The organism is Nostoc sp. C96 (assembly GCF_059384975.1).
This window is the reverse complement of the sequence record NZ_CM182020.1, coordinates 1,843,612-1,861,387: the sequence shown is the minus strand read 5'-3', so window position 1 is coordinate 1,861,387 and position 17,776 is coordinate 1,843,612. Positions and strand designations below refer to the sequence as shown.

The window sequence follows — 17,776 nt, the reverse complement described above, 5'->3', positions numbered from 1 at the left end:
CTACCTAATTTTGATGCAAAAAACTGATCAAGATATCTTCATCAAATTGCCTTGCTAGTTGTCTTAGTTGATTAGCAAAGTTAGCGAAATTTGGATCTAAAGCCTCCAGTTGATCAGCCCACTTGAGGATGGCATTGAAGTTACCTTTTTTCGCTAATGTGATGAGTTCTCCCAATACTTCGGGACTAGGAGAAATCAAGGAATCTGATGGAATATTGGCTGTAGCTAATTTATTGGTTACTTGTCTCTCAGACTGAGACTGCTGATAAATCCATGTCAAGTTTAAATGCTGTTCTAATTGATTGAGTAATTCATCTACTTGTACAGGTTTGCTGAGAAAATCGTTACCACCTGCTTGGAGACTGCGATTTTGGTCAGTTTCAAAGACACTAGCGGAAGAAACGATAATTTTGACATCTTGAATTTCTGGGGTGTGACGCAGACTGTGAATCAATTCAAACCCATCCATTTCTGGCATGAGTAGGTCTGTAATCACCAAATCTGGTTTGATGGCGATCGCTTTTGCTAAACCTTCCTGACCGTTGTTAGCTTCAACTACATGAAAGCCTAGTGGTTGTAACAAGTTTGTAATGACTGTGCGATTTTCCCAGCGATCGTCCACCATCAAAATTGTGCGCGGACTACCCTCAAAGCCAATAATTTGTTTTGTTGATGCAGCCATCGCTGATTGTACCCATTCGCTGGCTGCTGGCATTTCTAATTCAAACCAGAAAGTGCTACCCTCACCAACTTGGCTTTTGACATAGATATCACTACCCATCATCTGTACTAACTGGCGAGTAATGGCTAAACCCAAACCTGTACCTTCGGTCTGACGCTTTTTTTCACCTACTTGCTCAAATGGTAAAAAAATCTTACTCAGTTCTGCTGGTGCTATACCAATTCCTGTATCTTCGATAGAACAGTGAATAAAGTATTTCTGTGTTTGTCCATGAGAGTCAAGTTGCGCGATCGCCTCAATTTTAAAAGTAACTTGACCTTCATCGGTAAATTTAATGGCGTTTCCCAACAGGTTCAATAATACCTGACGCAACCTTTTAACATCGATATGAACTGCTGTGGGTAATTCATTCACGGTTTCATAAACAAACAAAATCCCCTTTTGTTCTGCCCGAATCTGAGCAATTTCGGCAATTCCTTGGAGAAACGACGGAAAATGCACATCATGGGGATGTAGTTCCAGTTTTCTGGCTTCAATTTTCGAGAGATCTAAGATGTCATTAATCAAAGTCAGTAAATGAGAACCACATTGTTCAATGATGTTGACGTGATATTGCTCTTTTTCTGGTAAACCTTGGGAACGCAGCAAAATTTGAGCGCAACCCAAAATGCCATTTAAGGGTGTTCGCAGTTCATGACTCATGTTGGCTAAAAATTCGCTTTTGGCGAGGTTTGCTGTCTCAGCCGCCGTTTGAGATTTTTTTAGTTGCGCTTGTTCAAATGCTTGCACTCGCCACAAAACAGTAATCATGGTGATTGTTAGTCCTGCGACAATCAGCGCAATCAAATCCAGGAATTGCAAGCGAGATTCAATATTTTCGCGGGGAATTACCAAAGCCAAAGACCAATTAGCTTCTTGTAAGGGAATATAAGCAACATATTTTTTAGTCCCGTCAATTTCCAACAACTGAATTCCCTGTTGTTTGTTTACCATCTGCTGGGCGATCGCATTTAAATTACGATCTGCAATTTTTAGCAGGCTGGGCGCAGGTTTTTCTACAGTTGACATTAAGGCCGCGTTAGGGTGAACAATCGCCTGTCCTTGGGAATTCAGGGCGAAAGCATAGCTGTTATTGCCGTAGCGCAGGGAATTAACAACCTGATCAATCCGATCAACTTTTACATTGCCGTGAAATACCCCAATTGGTAAACCATTACCCTGAGAATTGCCATAGATTGGCGTGGCGATCGCAATTAAAGGAATTCCTGTAGAACGGCTGATCAAGGGATCGGAAATGTTACTTTGTCCTGCTAGTGCTTTTTGAAAGAAGTCTCGATCCTTAATATTCTTTGTTGACCTACCAACCTGAGTATTAGAAAACGAACCATCCGGGGTAACTATTTGGAAAAAGAAAAATTCATTGATCCGCTTGACTTCTGCCTGTAAATATGGGTCTGCTACAGACCAATCTAAAGTACGTACCGTTGCAGTATTTGCCAGGGTTTGTACTTCTACCTTGCGGACGTGTAACCACTCTTCTATTTCATCAACTCCTCTTTGCACCTGTTGAAACGCACTTTGTTGCAAATCTGCTAACGCCAGGCTGCGAGCTGCTAGATAGGTGCAATAAGCTGCAATACTGACAGCAATTGTAGTGCTGCCAACAACAAATCTCAGCAGTAAATTTCGTGAGTAGCTGTTTTTAATATCACATTTTAATGGACTTGGTTCAGACCTTCTCCAAAGCTTCATATATTAAAAAATGTATTAATAATCACTAGAAACCTATTGTTAAATTGCCCAATCAATCATTGAGAATCACAGCTTTACATGACTTTCAACAAAATATTTGGATGACTTTAAAAATGGCTAGAGGCAAGATACTTTTTAAAAATATGTGTAATTTATAACATTTAACTTCAAAGAAAGAATACTGAGTTAAAAAATTATTCTCTTTACCGCCTTCTGGCATTTTTTCTAGGGTATGTAGTTCATCACGACTATTTACTGATGAAACCAAACCCACCATCTAAAAGACGAATTTTCGTCCGCGTTGATAATTACTACAATAAAATAGTCACACCCAACCCTGGAGTTCTGGCAGTGGGCTTATTTGATGATTTGAGTCGGTTTTTAGAAAACCGTTTAGAAGAATTCTTGCGTAATAATCCACATTTGGAGTTAGAGGCGCTGTTAGAGCAACTACGTCAGCAAGAAGAAGATACTTTAAAGTTGATAGCAGATTTACAAGTCCAAGAAAAGCGATCGCAAGACGACATTCTCTCCACCGCCCAAGAAATTCAGCGTTGGCACATTCGTGTACAAAAAGCTAAAGATGGTGGTAGACAAGATTTAGTCGCCGCCGCCCAAGAACGAGAAGCAGCCTTACTGCGGGAAGGAAACCAGAAATGGGGACACATGCAAGGCTTGAAAGAACGCCTAACCCAATCTCAAGAACTATTGGGGAAAATTCAAGTACGGCGACAGGAAGTTCAAGCAAAAGCCGCACAAGCACAATCAGCACGCGCTCAAGCTCAAGCCCAGCAACAGCGCATAGAAACTAATGGTTGGTCGAATTCACCTCAAAATTCTTCTCGTAGTTTTGATGACTTAGAAGAAAAGTTTCGCCGCTGGGAAACAGAAGACGAGTTAGAAGCCATGAAGCGGAATCTGGGGAAAAAGTGAGTATAGTCCAGTAAGGTGTGTTAGGCGCATATTTTTAGATGATTTCACGAACAAAATTACTTCAGCGCCTAACGACCTTGTGATGTTACGGTAAGTTAACCTAACACCTTAAACATACCCACAGCTGACTTCTACATCCTTTCTTAAAGTCACAATAGTTAAAGTAAATCTATATTTTATTTTTCAAAAATGTCTGCTCAACATACGGATAAAAGCCGCATTCGGATTCAATCTGGTGACTGGCCGATTGAACAGTTACCAGGATTGAGTCAAGAAGAACAATCTCAACTCCAAACTTGCGGAATTAAAACTACCCGGAGTCTATTTAATCAAGGTAAAACTCTAGAAGCTAGGGTAGCGTTGGCTAGTAAATTACAAGTTCATCTTCAGTATGTCAATAAATGGTTAGCTTTAGCTGATTTATCTCGCATTCCTACTGTTGGTACACAATACTGTGGTTTGTTGCTTCATGCAGGTATTGGTTCCGTCGCACAATTAGCCGAAACTCCCAGCCACAGACTGCACAGACAAATCATGCGTTTGCAAGTCGCAACTTTGCAACGACGAGATTTGTGTCCATCAATTGAGTTAGTCCAGCAATGGAATCAGCAAGCTAAGACAGTGCTGAGTGCTGAGTAATGAGTACAGCACCTCGGCTTTATTCTTTTACCAGTACTCCATTGAGAAAAATATCAGCGAGTCCTTCAGCCATGTGTTGCATTTCTTGAGGAGAAGCGTCAGGTTCCATAAGGGTGTTGTTAGAAAACCCGGCGATCGCAAACATTCCCAAGAACACCTTAGCCACAAGTTTGGCATCGGTTTGGCGATAGATACCTTTATCCATTGCTGTTTGAAAGAATGCTTCAGCCACATCGGTCATTTTATTAATGACTTCTATTTGAATGCGATCGCGTAAATCAGGATGAAACTGCACCTCCATAAAACACACCCGCATCAAATCAGCGTTTTTCTGGAAATTCCACATCCGACGGCGCATCACCTGAGCAACAGCCTTATAGCTGCCCATTTCGCTCAATTCCGTCAGCAAATCTGTTAAAATTTCTACCCAGCCACTCGTGGCAACCTCCACTAAAATTGCCTTTTTATTGGGAAAGTGTCGAAATAGTGTACCTTCAGCGACTCCCGCTGATTGTGCTAAGTCACGGGTGGTAGTGCCATCAAATCCTTGAGAAGCAAAAAGCCGCCTGGCCGCTTGTAAAATGCGGGTACGTGTTTGTGCTTCTGAGGGGGGGGGAGAATTAAAAACTCGCATAACAGTTACGGTGTGATTTCCCGAACGCGACTGGTAGCATTTATTGTCTAACGTTGAGTACAAAAAGCACGGAAAGCTTAATACAAGATTAACGCCCTGCCCAATTATTTACCTGTTTCTCCAGTAGGGAAATTTGACAACACAAGTCTGAAGTGTCAAAGATGAAGGATAAAATTTATTTTTCAGACTTCATACTTCAACCAAATTATTGCTTATGAATCATTTTCGTAGCCTTCGAGCAGTTTTCAATTGGTCAAACCAACGATCGCTAAAACTGTTGCGGCTGTTTATTACATATTTTGCGATCGCCATCTTAGTTTCTGGTTCTCTACCAGAAATAGCTTTGGCACAAACTCAAACTGCACCACCTCCCCCACGCACACTACAACCCAGCAAAACACCCGCTAAAAGTTCGATTCAGCCTTATTTAGATCGGGTGGTTAAGCAGTTGACAAAGTTTCAGCTAGACAATGGGATGAAGTTCATTGTTTTAGAACGCCATCAAGCGCCTGTAGTATCATTCCTGACCTACGCTGATGTTGGTGGCGTGGATGAGCCAGACAAAAAAACAGGTGTGGCACACTTTCTAGAACATTTAGCTTTTAAAGGTACGCAACGTATTGGTACAACAGATTACAAAGCTGAAAAACCGCTACTAGAACGCTTAGAACAGTTAGATAGTCAAATTAGAACTGCTAAGGCGGATGGTAAAAAAGACGAAGTAGCGCGGTTGCAAGCCGAATTTAAGCAAGTAGAAGCCCAAGCCGGTAAGCTAGTCAAGCAAAACGAGATGGGGCAAATTGTGGAACAAGCGGGAGGGGTAGGTTTAAATGCCAATACTTCCACAGAAGCCACCCGCTATTTTTACAGTTTTCCATCCAATAAACTAGAACTTTGGATGTCCCTGGAATCAGAGCGATTTCTAGAACCTGTACTCAGTCGGGAGTTTTATAAAGAAAAAGATGTCATTTTGGAAGAACGGCGCTTAAGGGTAGAGAACTCACCTATTGGTTTGATGATCGAGAAATTCATTGATGCAGCGTACAAAGTTCACCCATATAGAAGGCCTGTGATTGGTTATGACGAAGATATCCGCAACCTCACGCCAACAGATGTGCAGAAATTCTTTGATACTTACTATGCACCAAATAATTTAGCGATCGCAATTGTCGGTGATGTTAACCCCAACGAAGTTAAACGACTGGCACAAATTTACTTTGGACGATTCCAAGCCAAAGCCAAACCCCAATCTAAAATTTCTGTAGAACCCAAGCAAACCGAAACACGCCAAGTAACTTTAGAACTAGCTTCCCAACCTTGGTATTTAGAAGGTTATCACCGTCCGGCAATTAAGCATCCAGATAACGCCGTCTATGAAATTATCGGTAGGCTACTGAGTGAAGGGCGCACTTCCAGGTTATATAAATCGCTGGTAGAAAAACAACAATTAGCCCTTACGGCTCAAGGACAAAGTGGATTTCCTGGCGATAAGTATCCCAACCTCATGCTATTTTATGCCCTGACGGCTCCCGGCCACACGGTTGATGAGTTAGCCACAGGTTTACGCCAAGAAATTGATAACTTAAAAACTCAACCAGTCACAGCAGTTGAATTACAGCGCGTCAAAACCCAAGCTAGGGCTGATTTATTACGCAGCCTGGATTCTAATACAGGTATGGCACAGCTATTACTGGAATATGAAGTGAAAACAGGCGATTGGCAAAACTTGTTCAAGCAATTGGATGAAATTGCGGCGGTAACTCCGGCAGATATTCAACGAGTGGCAAAAGCAGCATTTACACCCGAAAATCGCACCATTGGTAAGCTGTTGTCGAAACAAGGATGAACATGAACCGCATAGGGCGCGTAGACGTGATAGCGGCTTTCCGTAGGGTAGGAAGAGAAGAGATATGCACAGATATAGGGGTAAGAGGTCGATGAAATTCAAAATATCAAATGCTAGAAGGTTAATTTATGTTGTCATGTTTGCCTTCGTCTTTTTACTTTTGACTTTTGACTTTTCTTTAGCGGCGACAACAGCTGCCAAACATTACACAGAGTTAAAACTACCAGCGTTACCTGCGGTCAAATTACCCAAATATGAGCGATTTGTTTTACAAAACGGTCTAGTTGTGTATTTAGTAGAAGATCATGAACTGCCGTTAGTCAGTGGTTCAGCCTTGGTGCGTACAGGTAGCCGTTGGGAAGCAGCCGAGAAAGTCGGGTTAGCTGGTTTAACAGGTGCAGTTATGCGGACTGGCGGAACTAAAAAGCATTCACCCGATGAACTCAATGAAATATTAGAACAACGGGCAGCATCGGTAGAAACTAGTATTGGGGAAGGTTCCGGTAGTGCCAGTTTTGACGCACTGAGTGAAGATATGGAAACAGTATTGGGACTGTTTGCTGAAGTACTACGGGAACCAGTATTTGCCCAAGATCAGCTAGATTTAGCCAAAACACAGGCAAAAGGCGGAATTGCACGACGCAATGATGATCCTAATGGAATTGCTAGTCGAGAATTCAAAAAATTGGTTTATGGCAAAGCCAGCCCTTATGCACGGACTGTAGAATATGCCACATTAGATCAAATTAAGCGTGACGATTTAGTCCAGTTCTATCAGCAATACTTTCACCCCAATAACATGATTTTGGGCATTGTAGGAGATTTTGATAGTAAAAAAATGCGATCGCTCATTCAAGCTAAATTAGGTGATTGGCAACGCAACCCAAAAATCACCCAACCCAAGTTACCAGAAGTATCAGTCGCCAATCAAGGCGGAGTCTTTTTTGTTAATCAGCCACAGTTAACTCAAAGTAGCGTACTCATTGGGCATTTAGGTGGTAGATTCGACAGCCCAGACTATGCACCACTCGATGTATTAAATGGCGTGTTAAATGGATTTGGGGGAAGGTTATTTAACGAAGTGCGATCGCGCCAAGGTTTAGCTTACTCTGTATATGGTTACTGGAGTCCTCGCTTTGATTACCCTGGTATGTTCTTAGCCGGCGGACAAACCCGTTCTGATGCTACAGTCCAATTTGTCAAATCCTTACAAACAGAAATTAAACGCATCCAAGCTCAACCTGTAAGTTCCAAAGAATTGGCTTTTGCCAAAGAATCTACCCTCAACTCCTTTGTGTTTAACTTTCAAGACCCCGGTCAAACCTTATCGCGGTTGATGCGATATGAATATTATGGCTACCCATCCGACTTTTTGTTTCGTTATCAAAAAGCCGTCGCCGCCACCACAGCCGCCGATGTGCAACGGGTAGCCAAGCAATACCTCAAACCCGAAAACTTAGTAACTCTAGTTGTCGGAAATCAAACCACTATTAAACCGCCATTAACAGGTTTAGCCAAACAAGTCACACCCATAGATGTAACCATTCCCGGTTCGCCTTCACAAACGAAAAATTAATCGCAATATAATACCTAGATACCCGACTTTTCCAAAAATTCGGGTATCTGACAGCAGGAAATAAAATTCCTCAAAATTCGCGGATGGGTAGGTGTACAAAATCTCTTTTGAAAAACAATGGCTGGATTTCTGTCACTGCAAGCTTTTGCAGAAAAAATAAATAAAAATCCTCCGCGCATCCTATCCAGTCTATATTTCAGCTATTTTGTATAAATCCACTGACATTTACTCGTGTTAAAATCAACCCATCCGCGAAATTGAACCTTGAAAACCAAATACAGAACGCCTTTCCGGCTCCCGCAGTTTAAACTTCACCTAATCCCTATTAGGGATTGAAACAACTAATCGGCGAGAAACACAACACATCCCAGACTTTGGAGTTTAAACTTCACCTAATCCCTATTAGGGATTGAAACTTTATGCTTTTAACTTCAAAACTTACAACTTCCACGTTTAAACTTCACCTAATCCCTATTAGGGATTGAAACCCTTTTTAGAAGCTATGGGCGATCCTCCCAACTTAGTTTAAACTTCACCTAATCCCTATTAGGGATTGAAACAGAACTAAAATTGCGCCAATTGCTATTAACCTTGGTTTAAACTTCACCTAATCCCTATTAGGGATTGAAACAAATTGCATTGGTGGTAGTTCTGTAGTTGCAGGTTTAAACTTCACCTAATCCCTATTAGGGATTGAAACACACAATTGATGTGATAGGCGATATACTCGCTGATGAGTTTAAACTTCACCTAATCCCTATTAGGGATTGAAACGCGAGTAGTTCACCTGTAGTTGTTTTTGATAACTGTTTAAACTTCACCTAATCCCTATTAGGGATTGAAACTATGGGGTACGCACCTTGCCCGCGCAGGAGTAGAAGTGTTTAAACTTCACCTAATCCCTATTAGGGATTGAAACAAGACGCGAGTTTTAACAGGCGATATCCGCTTTTTGTTTAAACTTCACCTAATCCCTATTAGGGATTGAAACTAAAATATTTGCGGGGATAGCCAATATCACCGCATCCCAAGTTTAAACTTCACCTAATCCCTATTAGGGATTGAAACATGTGATTACTCAGCTTTGGCAAGTTCCCCAAGATTCTGAAGGTTTAAACTTCACCTAATCCCTATTAGGGATTGAAACTTACACGGCAATGTAGGCTTTTTTTTATGAGAAATGCAACGACGTTTAAACTTCACCTAATCCCTATTAGGGATTGAAACACTGGCTTGGTGAAAGTTCAGTATGGCTGGTCTTTTGTTTAAACTTCACCTAATCCCTATTAGGGATTGAAACGGCAAGAAAGAACATTACGACTACCGAATACATTGTTTAAACTTCACCTAATCCCTATTAGGGATTGAAACTAATGGCAAGGCTAGAGAGATAGAAATGAATAACTGTTTAAACTTCACCTAATCCCTATTAGGGATTGAAACGCAATAAAAACTGATAGCTCGATAGCTGCTACCATTGTTTAAACTTCACCTAATCCCTATTAGGGATTGAAACTGGAAACTTGTACGGGCTTCCAGCACAACCATTTAGTTTAAACTTCACCTAATCCCTATTAGGGATTGAAACTTCAAAATGGTGCAAGCACCATTCAAATGGTGACGCAGTTTAAACTTCACCTAATCCCTATTAGGGATTGAAACTTCTTTAGAAATACCAGAAATAAACGATTTACCCGGTTTAAACTTCACCTAATCCCTATTAGGGATTGAAACTAATTGATTTTAGAATGTCAGCTACTTCATCCGGGTTCCCGTGTTTAAACTTCACCTAATCCCTATTAGGGATTGAAACATTTATCTGCCTCTGGGATAGCGTTGGCTACCATATTCCAAGTTTAAACTTCACCTAATCCCTATTAGGGATTGAAACCGCACATTGGCACATATCCGCCGGATGGGAACCAACCCAAGTTTAAACTTCACCTAATCCCTATTAGGGATTGAAACTCAACATGTGAGGGTGAACGGGGAAATCAAAACCGCGTTTAAACTTCACCTAATCCCTATTAGGGATTGAAACGCTAACTGGAACTCGCTCAAGCTCTAGAAAACACAAGGTTTAAACTTCACCTAATCCCTATTAGGGATTGAAACTCTGTGTCTTTGGTTTTCAGTGTATGTGTACGTTTAAACTTCACCTAATCCCTATTAGGGATTGAAACGTCTAGCGGACGTATTGAGGTCTTAAATCAGATAAGTTTAAACTTCACCTAATCCCTATTAGGGATTGAAACTGCATTCGCGCCAGTGACAGACGACACAGGGAAAGTTTAAACTTCACCTAATCCCTATTAGGGATTGAAACGTATTCTAAACAAAAGACAACACTTGGTTCTGAGATGTTTAAACTTCACCTAATCCCTATTAGGGATTGAAACATCCCACTGACAGAGGTAAACTGTGTACTCACCTGTTTAAACTTCACCTAATCCCTATTAGGGATTGAAACATTTCAAAAGTGGGGATATTGATACAGATATAAAAGTTTAAACTTCACCTAATCCCTATTAGGGATTGAAACGAAACTACGACAGCAACTCATTTCAGGGCAAGCACGCCGAGAGTTTAAACTTCACCTAATCCCTATTAGGGATTGAAACTATTCAGTCCTAAAGATATCGCCCAAGGGATATTTGGGTTTAAACTTCACCTAATCCCTATTAGGGATTGAAACGGACTTAGCCGCAATCCATACTTTTCTATTGTTGGTTTAAACTTCACCTAATCCCTATTAGGGATTGAAACTGAATCATTTGTGTTAACTTTTCCAGTGTGATGTGTTTAAACTTCACCTAATCCCTATTAGGGATTGAAACACCTGGAATGCGCGATCGCTCCTTGTTGATTCGTTTAAACTTCACCTAATCCCTATTAGGGATTGAAACGACCTGACCAAAACGCCAGGAGCAACAGCGACAAAATCAGGTTTAAACTTCACCTAATCCCTATTAGGGATTGAAACATTCTATTTACGAATTTGATACCCAAACGGACAATGTTTAAACTTCACCTAATCCCTATTAGGGATTGAAACATTCTATTTACGAATTTGATACCCAAACGGACAATGTTTAAACTTCACCTAATCCCTATTAGGGATTGAAACGTACCTACCGATTCGGCAGACATTAGTTTCTCTTTGGAGTTTAAACTTCACCTAATCCCTATTAGGGATTGAAACACAAGAAGTAGAAGCAACCACAATCACCGAAATCAGAGTTTAAACTTCACCTAATCCCTATTAGGGATTGAAACATGTGGCTAGGCCGATCGGAATCTGTGAGAGAGGAGTTTAAACTTCACCTAATCCCTATTAGGGATTGAAACACGAAATTGAGTCTGCGGCGATCGCCACTACCGCAGGTTTAAACTTCACCTAATCCCTATTAGGGATTGAAACACAAAGTATATTGAAGGGCGTATTGAAGTTATTAAGTTTAAACTTCACCTAATCCCTATTAGGGATTGAAACCTAACCATACTAATTAGTACACCATTAGCTTGTTGGTTTAAACTTCACCTAATCCCTATTAGGGATTGAAACCGTGAATGGACGGCTAAGGAATGCTATAGAAAATGTGGGAGGTTTAAACTTCACCTAATCCCTATTAGGGATTGAAACGTATTGGTTGTAGCCATGATAATTCTAGCTGTACAGCCAGTGTTTAAACTTCACCTAATCCCTATTAGGGATTGAAACATCGGGTAACGGATAAAGGTAGATGCACTTCAACCGTATTGGTTCAAGTTTAAACTTCACCTAATCCCTATTAGGGATTGAAACCTTCTCTAATGCGAGAGTACAAATAAGATTTCGAGTGTTTAAACTTCACCTAATCCCTATTAGGGATTGAAACATAATTCATGACTAACGTAGTGAACTAGTAATTGATTATTTTGGTTTAAACTTCACCTAATCCCTATTAGGGATTGAAACACTCAGACTACCCCTCAAGGGGAATTAGTAAAAATATTTAAAGTTTAAACTTCACCTAATCCCTATTAGGGATTGAAACATAAGCGATTAATATCCAACTTCTTAACTCAAATATTGTTTAAACTTCACCTAATCCCTATTAGGGATTGAAACCAGTTGTTTCTCTCTCTCAACGCGACCTAGACCGAGAAGGGTTTAAACTTCACCTAATCCCTATTAGGGATTGAAACTTACTGGCTGCATCGATAACATCCTTGGTAACGAGGTTTAAACTTCACCTAATCCCTATTAGGGATTGAAACTGATTAGCGCCCCCCAACGTTCACCCGTGTACCGTTTAAACTTCACCTAATCCCTATTAGGGATTGAAACCAAAATCCAGAAGCTTAATGCCTCGCGCTCCTTTGTTTAAACTTCACCTAATCCCTATTAGGGATTGAAACCTGGGACAAGAAAGGGCGATCGCCTCTACCCAAGGGCAAGTTTAAACTTCACCTAATCCCTATTAGGGATTGAAACAATTGCTTGTTTGATGCGATCGCTGCTTCGACAATTCCAAAAGTTTAAACTTCACCTAATCCCTATTAGGGATTGAAACCGGTTGCAGGACGACCACGTTTTTTCTTTTCGCGATCGCGTTTAAACTTCACCTAATCCCTATTAGGGATTGAAACAGAATTTACCCATATTTTCAATTAACAAATACAAGGTTTAAACTTCACCTAATCCCTATTAGGGATTGAAACACATTACTATCACGGGTACATCCCAGTTTTTATCTAACAATTAGAGAGAATAAATATCATTGCCAAGAGGAACGACGTAGGTGATACCATTTCACTAAATAAATGATACGAATAATTTCTCCTCCGCCCCTCTGCTCCTCTGCCCCCTTGCGATCTATTTGTATCAAACTTCAAGTGAAACGGTATGAAACCTTCCCTTATGGTAGCGATCGCATATTTTTGTTCCTAAGTTCGAGGCTTTGCGATTGCTTCACTTCACTTCGTTACATACCCTTTGGGAAGGCTAACGCCTACGCAATGAAATTCCAAAAAGTGGGATGATCCCAATTCCAAAACCCTGGACTTAAAAACTTACATTACGATGAAAATTTTGCTTTTATAGACGAAACTCCTTTAATTGTGTCTAATAAATGAATTAAAAAACCTTGAATTTTTTGAATGTGTATACAAAATATAAGAGAGACATTTTAAATGTTGTGTAGCTAGGTTTTAGTTATAGCTACACTAATTAGAATCACCGTATTTGCGGAGGTAAAATCAATGGCAAGAATAACAATCTCAGACCTTTATCTTAATAATGATGAACAGCATATTACTGAACTAACTGCTTGGGAAGCTAGAACTATAGAAGCAGGTGCAAGTACAGTCACCATCGACACCAGTGATTTATTAAAGCTGCAACAAAATATCAATGACATTCTTCAGGGTGTGTCGAATCAACTACAGCAGCAGCGACAACAACAACAACAACAACCTAATAATCGTTATGGTAGACGACAACCATACGACGATTATTACGCTTATTATTAATTCTGGGCTATATGCTGTTGCTCAGAAAGTTAGTAGCCAAAATAAAAGAGTCAGGAGAAACTGATAATTCTATCTCCTGACTCATGGGATTTCTGTGTATTTTATGTTGCTGCTCATCAATATCAATTCATTTACAGGCAGCTTTTTTCAGCCAAGTTATTTTATTAATAGTCGTACGTTTTCAATTTAAGTAGTATGAGAACGTACGATTTTTTATGTAAATACATGTAATTCTCATTTTTATAGCATAAGGCAGGAGGAACAGTCTTACTATTCCTGGCATTCAGGCTTTCAACTTGTCCTAACATATCTGACTGCCACTATACATACATTTATCGAAAGAGCGCATATTTGTGCGCTCCTAGTAAATTATTTACCCCGTTATTCAAGTAAATAGTATTATCCATACACCACCCTCTATAAACATCAAGGTATGTACTTGGTTAACCTTAATTATTGATATTAATACAAACTTACAATAATTGGGCAGGCAAAATATGAAATTCCAAAAAGACATAAGACATTTATTTGAGTCTTTATAAAGGTGCTTATAGCGTTGACTTTTGGAGTTTGCATAAATAAAAATTGCATTAACGGTTAAGCAAAACACAGCTTAATCGACCACAAAAACAACTTAATGACAAGCAATTGTATTAGGAGTAAATCATGGCAAATATCATTCTTTCAGAATTAAATGCTGCTGGTTCTCAATTGTTCCAAGGTTCTGAAAGCTTCTTAAATGACCTGAGCGATGTTGATGCGATCGCTGGTGGTTCTGGCTATGGCGGCTATGGCTACGACGGCTTTGGATTAAATAAGTTGATTGAAGGATTTGTTGATGTTTATGCTATCCAACATGTCTATGGCATAGCTAAATCCTTCAGCCACGGCGGCTACGGTATTTCTGCCGCCTAGTAATAGCTTTGTAATTTACTACTAAGCTATCTTTCTGTAATTTACTACTGAGCTATCTTTCGCTTAAATATAATGCGAAAGATAGCTCAAATCCCGGCACAAATTATCAATTTTCAGCAATTTTTTGAGGATAAAATCATGGCAAATATCACTCTTTCAGAATTAAATGCTGCTGGTTCTCAATTTTTCCAAGATTCTGAAAGCTTCTTAAATGACCTGAGCGATGTTGATGCGATCGCTGCACATGGTGCTGATAGTAACTCCAATAGTTATATTAGCGACTTTTACGGATTCAATAAGTTGATTGAAGGATTTGTTGATGTTTATGCTATCCAACATGTCTATGGCATAGCTAAATCCTTCAGCAACGGCGGCTACAGCAACTCCCGCTACTAATAGCGTTGTAATTTACTACTAAGCTATCTTTCGCATCATAATTAAGCGAAAGATAGCTTAATTCCCGGTATAAATTACCAATTGTCAGCAATTATTTGGGGATAAAATCATGGCAAATATCACTCTTTCAGAATTAAATGCTGCTGGTTCTCAATTTTTCCAAGATTCTGAAAGCTTCTTAAATGACTTGAGCGATGTTGATGCGATCGCTGCACATGGTGCTGATAGTAACTCTAATAGTTATGTTAGCGACTTTTACGGATTCAATAAGTTGATTGAAGGATTTGTTGATGTTTATGCTATCCAACATATCTATGGCATAGCTAAGTCCTTCAGCAAAGGCGGCTACGGTATCTCTGCCGCCTAGTAATAGCGTTGTAATTTACGACTAAGCTATCTTTTGCTTAACTATAATGCGAAAGATAGCTTAAATCCCGGCGCAAATTATCAAATGTCAGCAAGTCTTTGAGGATAAAATCGTGGCAAATATTACTCTTTCAGAATTAAATGCTGCTGGTTCTCAATTTTTCCAAGATTCTGAAAGTTTCTTAAATGACTTGAGCGATGTTGATGCGATCGCTACACATGGTGCTAATGGTAATTCTGTGAGCGACTTTTACGGATTTAACAAATTGATTGAAGGATTTCTTGATGTCTATGCTATCCAGCATATTTTCGGTATAGCTAATTCCTTCAGTTCTAAAGGTGGCTATGGTTACTAATAGCTTTCTAATTTAATACTAATTCTCTGTCAATATGCAATAAATCAGCCTGTATTTGATATTTTGTAGAGTATGCAGGCTGTATTTCTCCAGCTTTAATTAGAGAATTCGTATGGGTCAGCATCTTAATAATAAAGCTGAATTTTGCTTTATTATCCGCAAATAAACCTGATTACAACCAAGTCTTAGAGGACAGAATTATGGCTAACATTACCCTTTCGGAACTAAATGTTGCTGGCTCTCAATTATTCCAAGATTCTGAAAGTTTTCTCAATGATCTGAGTGATGTTGATCTGAGTGCTGCACATGGCGGTAAGAATGCCAATTATGCCGACTACGGGTATGGCTCAGACTCATACATCAGTGTATTTAATAAGCTGATAGAAGGATTTGTTGGTGTCTATGCTATCCAGCATATTTTTAGCCTAGCCAAATCTTTCAGTAAGTCTAATTACTAATAAATTTGTAGTTTACTACTAAGCTAAATGGCTCTCATGGATTGGAAAAAAATCATCTTCAGTAATTATCGAATCCATGAGAGTCAGCCATATCTTTACTGGGAATGATGAAATGGCAAAAATTATTATTAATGATCTAAGTTCTGGTGACTTAGACAGCTACCTGACCGAAGTGAATGAGCTAGATTCTCTGTCTATATATGGTGGTGAATCTGAATTTCAGCAAATTCTTAACTTTGCTTATAATCTCTTGAATTTTGTCCTATCGGCTTATGCTATCTACAATATTTCCTCAATAGCAAAATCCTTCAAAATTACTAGGAATAAAACTAACCGTTCTGTATTTAGCTTATTTTAATTGCTGTATCACAATTGAAATACTGACTCTGTGATTCTTTTAGCTAACTTGAAAAATATCTAACGCTATGCCATTTTTACTAAGCTCTCAAAATGTTCTCGAATACTTACTTACTTTTGGACTTTGTACTCAAGCAGAACAGTCATTAAGTAAAATTGAGCCAAAGCCTGCTAAAAATTTTAACTTGTTAGTTACTTTACCTGATAATCGGCAACTGCTAGTTAAGCAAGAGCGCCTAAATCGAGAAGGAAACACGGCTGGAGAGTTTTTTGCAGAATGGAGAGTGCATCAGTTTTTGCAAAATTTTCCTGATATCAATCATATTCGCTTGTTTTGTTCAGAAGCAGTGCATTTTGATGCTGAAAACTCTATTATTGTTTTCAATTATCTCAATAACTATCGAGATCTAGCTGATTTCTACATGAAAGAAAATGTCTTTCCTAGTGAGATTGCGATCGCAGTTGGCAAGACTTTGGCATTAATTCACCGTGCTACTATTACACATCCAGACTATGCACAATTTTTTCACCCAGCCGAGCAGACATCTCACCCAAAAAGTCCCAACCTCACCCTAGGATTAGATAGAATTACTCCAGAAATTTTTGGCATGGTTCCGAGTGAGGGATTAAAATTTTTTACCCTTTATCAACGTTACGATAGTTTGGGACAGGCGATCGCCGAATTGAACCGTTCTTACACCCGCTATTGTTTAACTCATCATGACCTAAAGCTGAACAATATTCTCTTATCTTTAACTTGGCAAGAGGCTCTTGCAAATAACTCTGTCTCAGATGAAAGTGTAATTCGCTTGATTGACTGGGAACGCGCTGCTTGGGGAGATCCGGCGCATGATTTAGGAATGCTCATCGCCAGCTATCTGCAATTCTGGTTATATAGTATGACTACCAGCAAATCAATGGCAATTGAAGAGTCATTACGTCTTGCTACCACACCTTTAGAGATACTTCAGCCTTCCATTGCAGCGTTGATGTCTACTTATTTAGCGCATTTTCCAGCCATTCTAGAGACTCGTCCAGATTTATTAGAACGAGTTGTGCAGTTTTGCGGTTTAGCCTTAATTACAGCTATTCAAGCCGGACTCCAGCATGAAAAAACTTTTGGTAATGTCGGAATCTGTATGCTTCAAGTTGCTAAAAGTTTGTTGTGTAATCCCAAAGCATCTATAAAAACAATTTTTGGAGTGGAAGCTGTAGAACTTTTACCAACAAATTTATCTCGCAATTAAACCTATCTAAAGATAAAAGGGGAGTAGAAAAAGAATTTTCTTCTACATTCTAAGAGGCTCTGTGAGAAGTAAGTCGGTGGAAATAAACCAAACTATATTACGAAG

14 protein-coding genes and 1 CRISPR repeat array are annotated in these 17,776 nt (G+C 39.5%); of the genes, 12 read left to right on the top strand and 2 right to left on the bottom strand.

Going from position 1 to position 17,776, the window contains the following annotated elements:
• Positions 1-4 precede the first annotated feature (4 nt).
• Positions 5-2,434, bottom strand: coding sequence for a hybrid sensor histidine kinase/response regulator (locus tag AC504W_RS08040; protein ID WP_494877227.1), 2,430 nt, complete (start codon positions 2,432-2,434; stop codon positions 5-7).
• A 351-nt stretch (positions 2,435-2,785) separates the two neighbouring features.
• Between AC504W_RS08040 and AC504W_RS08035 the strand changes: the two genes are divergently transcribed.
• Both AC504W_RS08035 and AC504W_RS08030 read left to right on the top strand, forming a co-directional pair.
• A complete protein-coding gene (locus AC504W_RS08035; protein WP_494878605.1) occupies positions 2,786-3,367 on the top strand; it encodes a TIGR04376 family protein in 582 nt (193 codons plus the stop codon).
• Positions 3,368-3,556: 189 nt separating this feature from the next.
• Positions 3,557-4,006, top strand: a complete 450-nt coding sequence (locus tag AC504W_RS08030) for a DUF4332 domain-containing protein (RefSeq protein ID WP_494877226.1) — start codon at positions 3,557-3,559, stop codon at positions 4,004-4,006.
• Positions 4,007-4,025: 19 nt separating this feature from the next.
• On the opposite strand, the gene AC504W_RS08025 is transcribed toward AC504W_RS08030, so the two are convergent.
• Positions 4,026-4,640 (bottom strand): TetR/AcrR family transcriptional regulator, encoded by a 615-nt coding sequence (locus AC504W_RS08025; RefSeq protein WP_494877225.1) that lies wholly within the window; start codon positions 4,638-4,640, stop codon positions 4,026-4,028.
• A 214-nt stretch (positions 4,641-4,854) separates the two neighbouring features.
• On the opposite strand from AC504W_RS08025, the gene AC504W_RS08020 reads away from it, so the two are divergent.
• From AC504W_RS08020 to AC504W_RS07975, 10 genes are all read left to right on the top strand, one after another.
• Positions 4,855-6,486, top strand: a complete 1,632-nt coding sequence (locus tag AC504W_RS08020; protein ID WP_494877224.1) for a M16 family metallopeptidase — start codon at positions 4,855-4,857, stop codon at positions 6,484-6,486.
• A 91-nt stretch (positions 6,487-6,577) separates the two neighbouring features.
• Positions 6,578-8,062, top strand: a complete 1,485-nt coding sequence (locus tag AC504W_RS08015; RefSeq protein WP_494877223.1) for a M16 family metallopeptidase — start codon at positions 6,578-6,580, stop codon at positions 8,060-8,062.
• Positions 8,063-8,364: 302 nt separating this feature from the next.
• A CRISPR array of direct repeats spans positions 8,365-12,766; the repeat unit is 37 nt; unit sequence GTTTAAACTTCACCTAATCCCTATTAGGGATTGAAAC.
• Between the two features lie 540 nt (positions 12,767-13,306).
• Positions 13,307-13,576, top strand: a complete 270-nt coding sequence (locus AC504W_RS08010) for a hypothetical protein (protein WP_103126576.1) — start codon at positions 13,307-13,309, stop codon at positions 13,574-13,576.
• Positions 13,577-14,242: 666 nt separating this feature from the next.
• Positions 14,243-14,491: a hypothetical protein gene (locus tag AC504W_RS08005; protein ID WP_494877222.1), complete on the top strand. Its 249-nt coding sequence runs from the start codon at positions 14,243-14,245 to the stop codon at positions 14,489-14,491.
• A gap of 138 nt (positions 14,492-14,629) precedes the next feature.
• Positions 14,630-14,887 carry a hypothetical protein gene (locus AC504W_RS08000; protein ID WP_494877221.1) on the top strand — a complete coding sequence of 86 codons (258 nt, stop codon included), beginning with the start codon at positions 14,630-14,632 and terminating at the stop codon, positions 14,885-14,887.
• A gap of 109 nt (positions 14,888-14,996) precedes the next feature.
• A complete protein-coding gene (locus AC504W_RS07995; RefSeq protein WP_494877220.1) occupies positions 14,997-15,254 on the top strand; it encodes a hypothetical protein in 258 nt (85 codons plus the stop codon).
• 112 nt (positions 15,255-15,366) lie between these two features.
• Entirely contained in the window at positions 15,367-15,609 is a 243-nt protein-coding gene (locus AC504W_RS07990) for a hypothetical protein (RefSeq protein ID WP_096575020.1), read from the top strand.
• A gap of 200 nt (positions 15,610-15,809) precedes the next feature.
• Positions 15,810-16,067 carry a hypothetical protein gene (locus tag AC504W_RS07985; RefSeq protein ID WP_494877219.1) on the top strand — a complete coding sequence of 86 codons (258 nt, stop codon included), beginning with the start codon at positions 15,810-15,812 and terminating at the stop codon, positions 16,065-16,067.
• A 112-nt stretch (positions 16,068-16,179) separates the two neighbouring features.
• On the top strand, positions 16,180-16,425 hold the full coding sequence (locus tag AC504W_RS07980; RefSeq protein ID WP_494877218.1) for a hypothetical protein: 246 nt from the start codon (positions 16,180-16,182) through the stop codon (positions 16,423-16,425).
• Between the two features lie 67 nt (positions 16,426-16,492).
• Positions 16,493-17,671, top strand: a complete 1,179-nt coding sequence (locus tag AC504W_RS07975; RefSeq protein ID WP_494877217.1) for a phosphotransferase — start codon at positions 16,493-16,495, stop codon at positions 17,669-17,671.
• Positions 17,672-17,776: the final 105 nt, after the last annotated feature.

Bases quoted from the DNA above. Each gene is read 5' to 3' on its own strand.
- AC504W_RS08040 (WP_494877227.1), bottom strand. From the start codon at position 2,434: ATGAAGCTTTGGAGAAGGTCTGAACCAAGTCCATTAAAATGTGATATT.
- AC504W_RS08030 (WP_494877226.1), top strand. From the start codon at position 3,557: ATGTCTGCTCAACATACGGATAAAAGCCGCATTCGGATTCAATCTGGT.
- AC504W_RS08025 (WP_494877225.1), bottom strand. From the start codon at position 4,640: ATGCGAGTTTTTAATTCTCCCCCCCCCTCAGAAGCACAAACACGTACC.
- AC504W_RS08020 (WP_494877224.1), top strand. From the start codon at position 4,855: ATGAATCATTTTCGTAGCCTTCGAGCAGTTTTCAATTGGTCAAACCAA.
- AC504W_RS08015 (WP_494877223.1), top strand. From the start codon at position 6,578: ATGAAATTCAAAATATCAAATGCTAGAAGGTTAATTTATGTTGTCATG.
- AC504W_RS08010 (WP_103126576.1), top strand. From the start codon at position 13,307: ATGGCAAGAATAACAATCTCAGACCTTTATCTTAATAATGATGAACAG.
- AC504W_RS08005 (WP_494877222.1), top strand. From the start codon at position 14,243: ATGGCAAATATCATTCTTTCAGAATTAAATGCTGCTGGTTCTCAATTG.
- AC504W_RS08000 (WP_494877221.1), top strand. From the start codon at position 14,630: ATGGCAAATATCACTCTTTCAGAATTAAATGCTGCTGGTTCTCAATTT.
- AC504W_RS07995 (WP_494877220.1), top strand. From the start codon at position 14,997: ATGGCAAATATCACTCTTTCAGAATTAAATGCTGCTGGTTCTCAATTT.
- AC504W_RS07985 (WP_494877219.1), top strand. From the start codon at position 15,810: ATGGCTAACATTACCCTTTCGGAACTAAATGTTGCTGGCTCTCAATTA.
- AC504W_RS07980 (WP_494877218.1), top strand. From the start codon at position 16,180: ATGGCAAAAATTATTATTAATGATCTAAGTTCTGGTGACTTAGACAGC.
- AC504W_RS07975 (WP_494877217.1), top strand. From the start codon at position 16,493: ATGCCATTTTTACTAAGCTCTCAAAATGTTCTCGAATACTTACTTACT.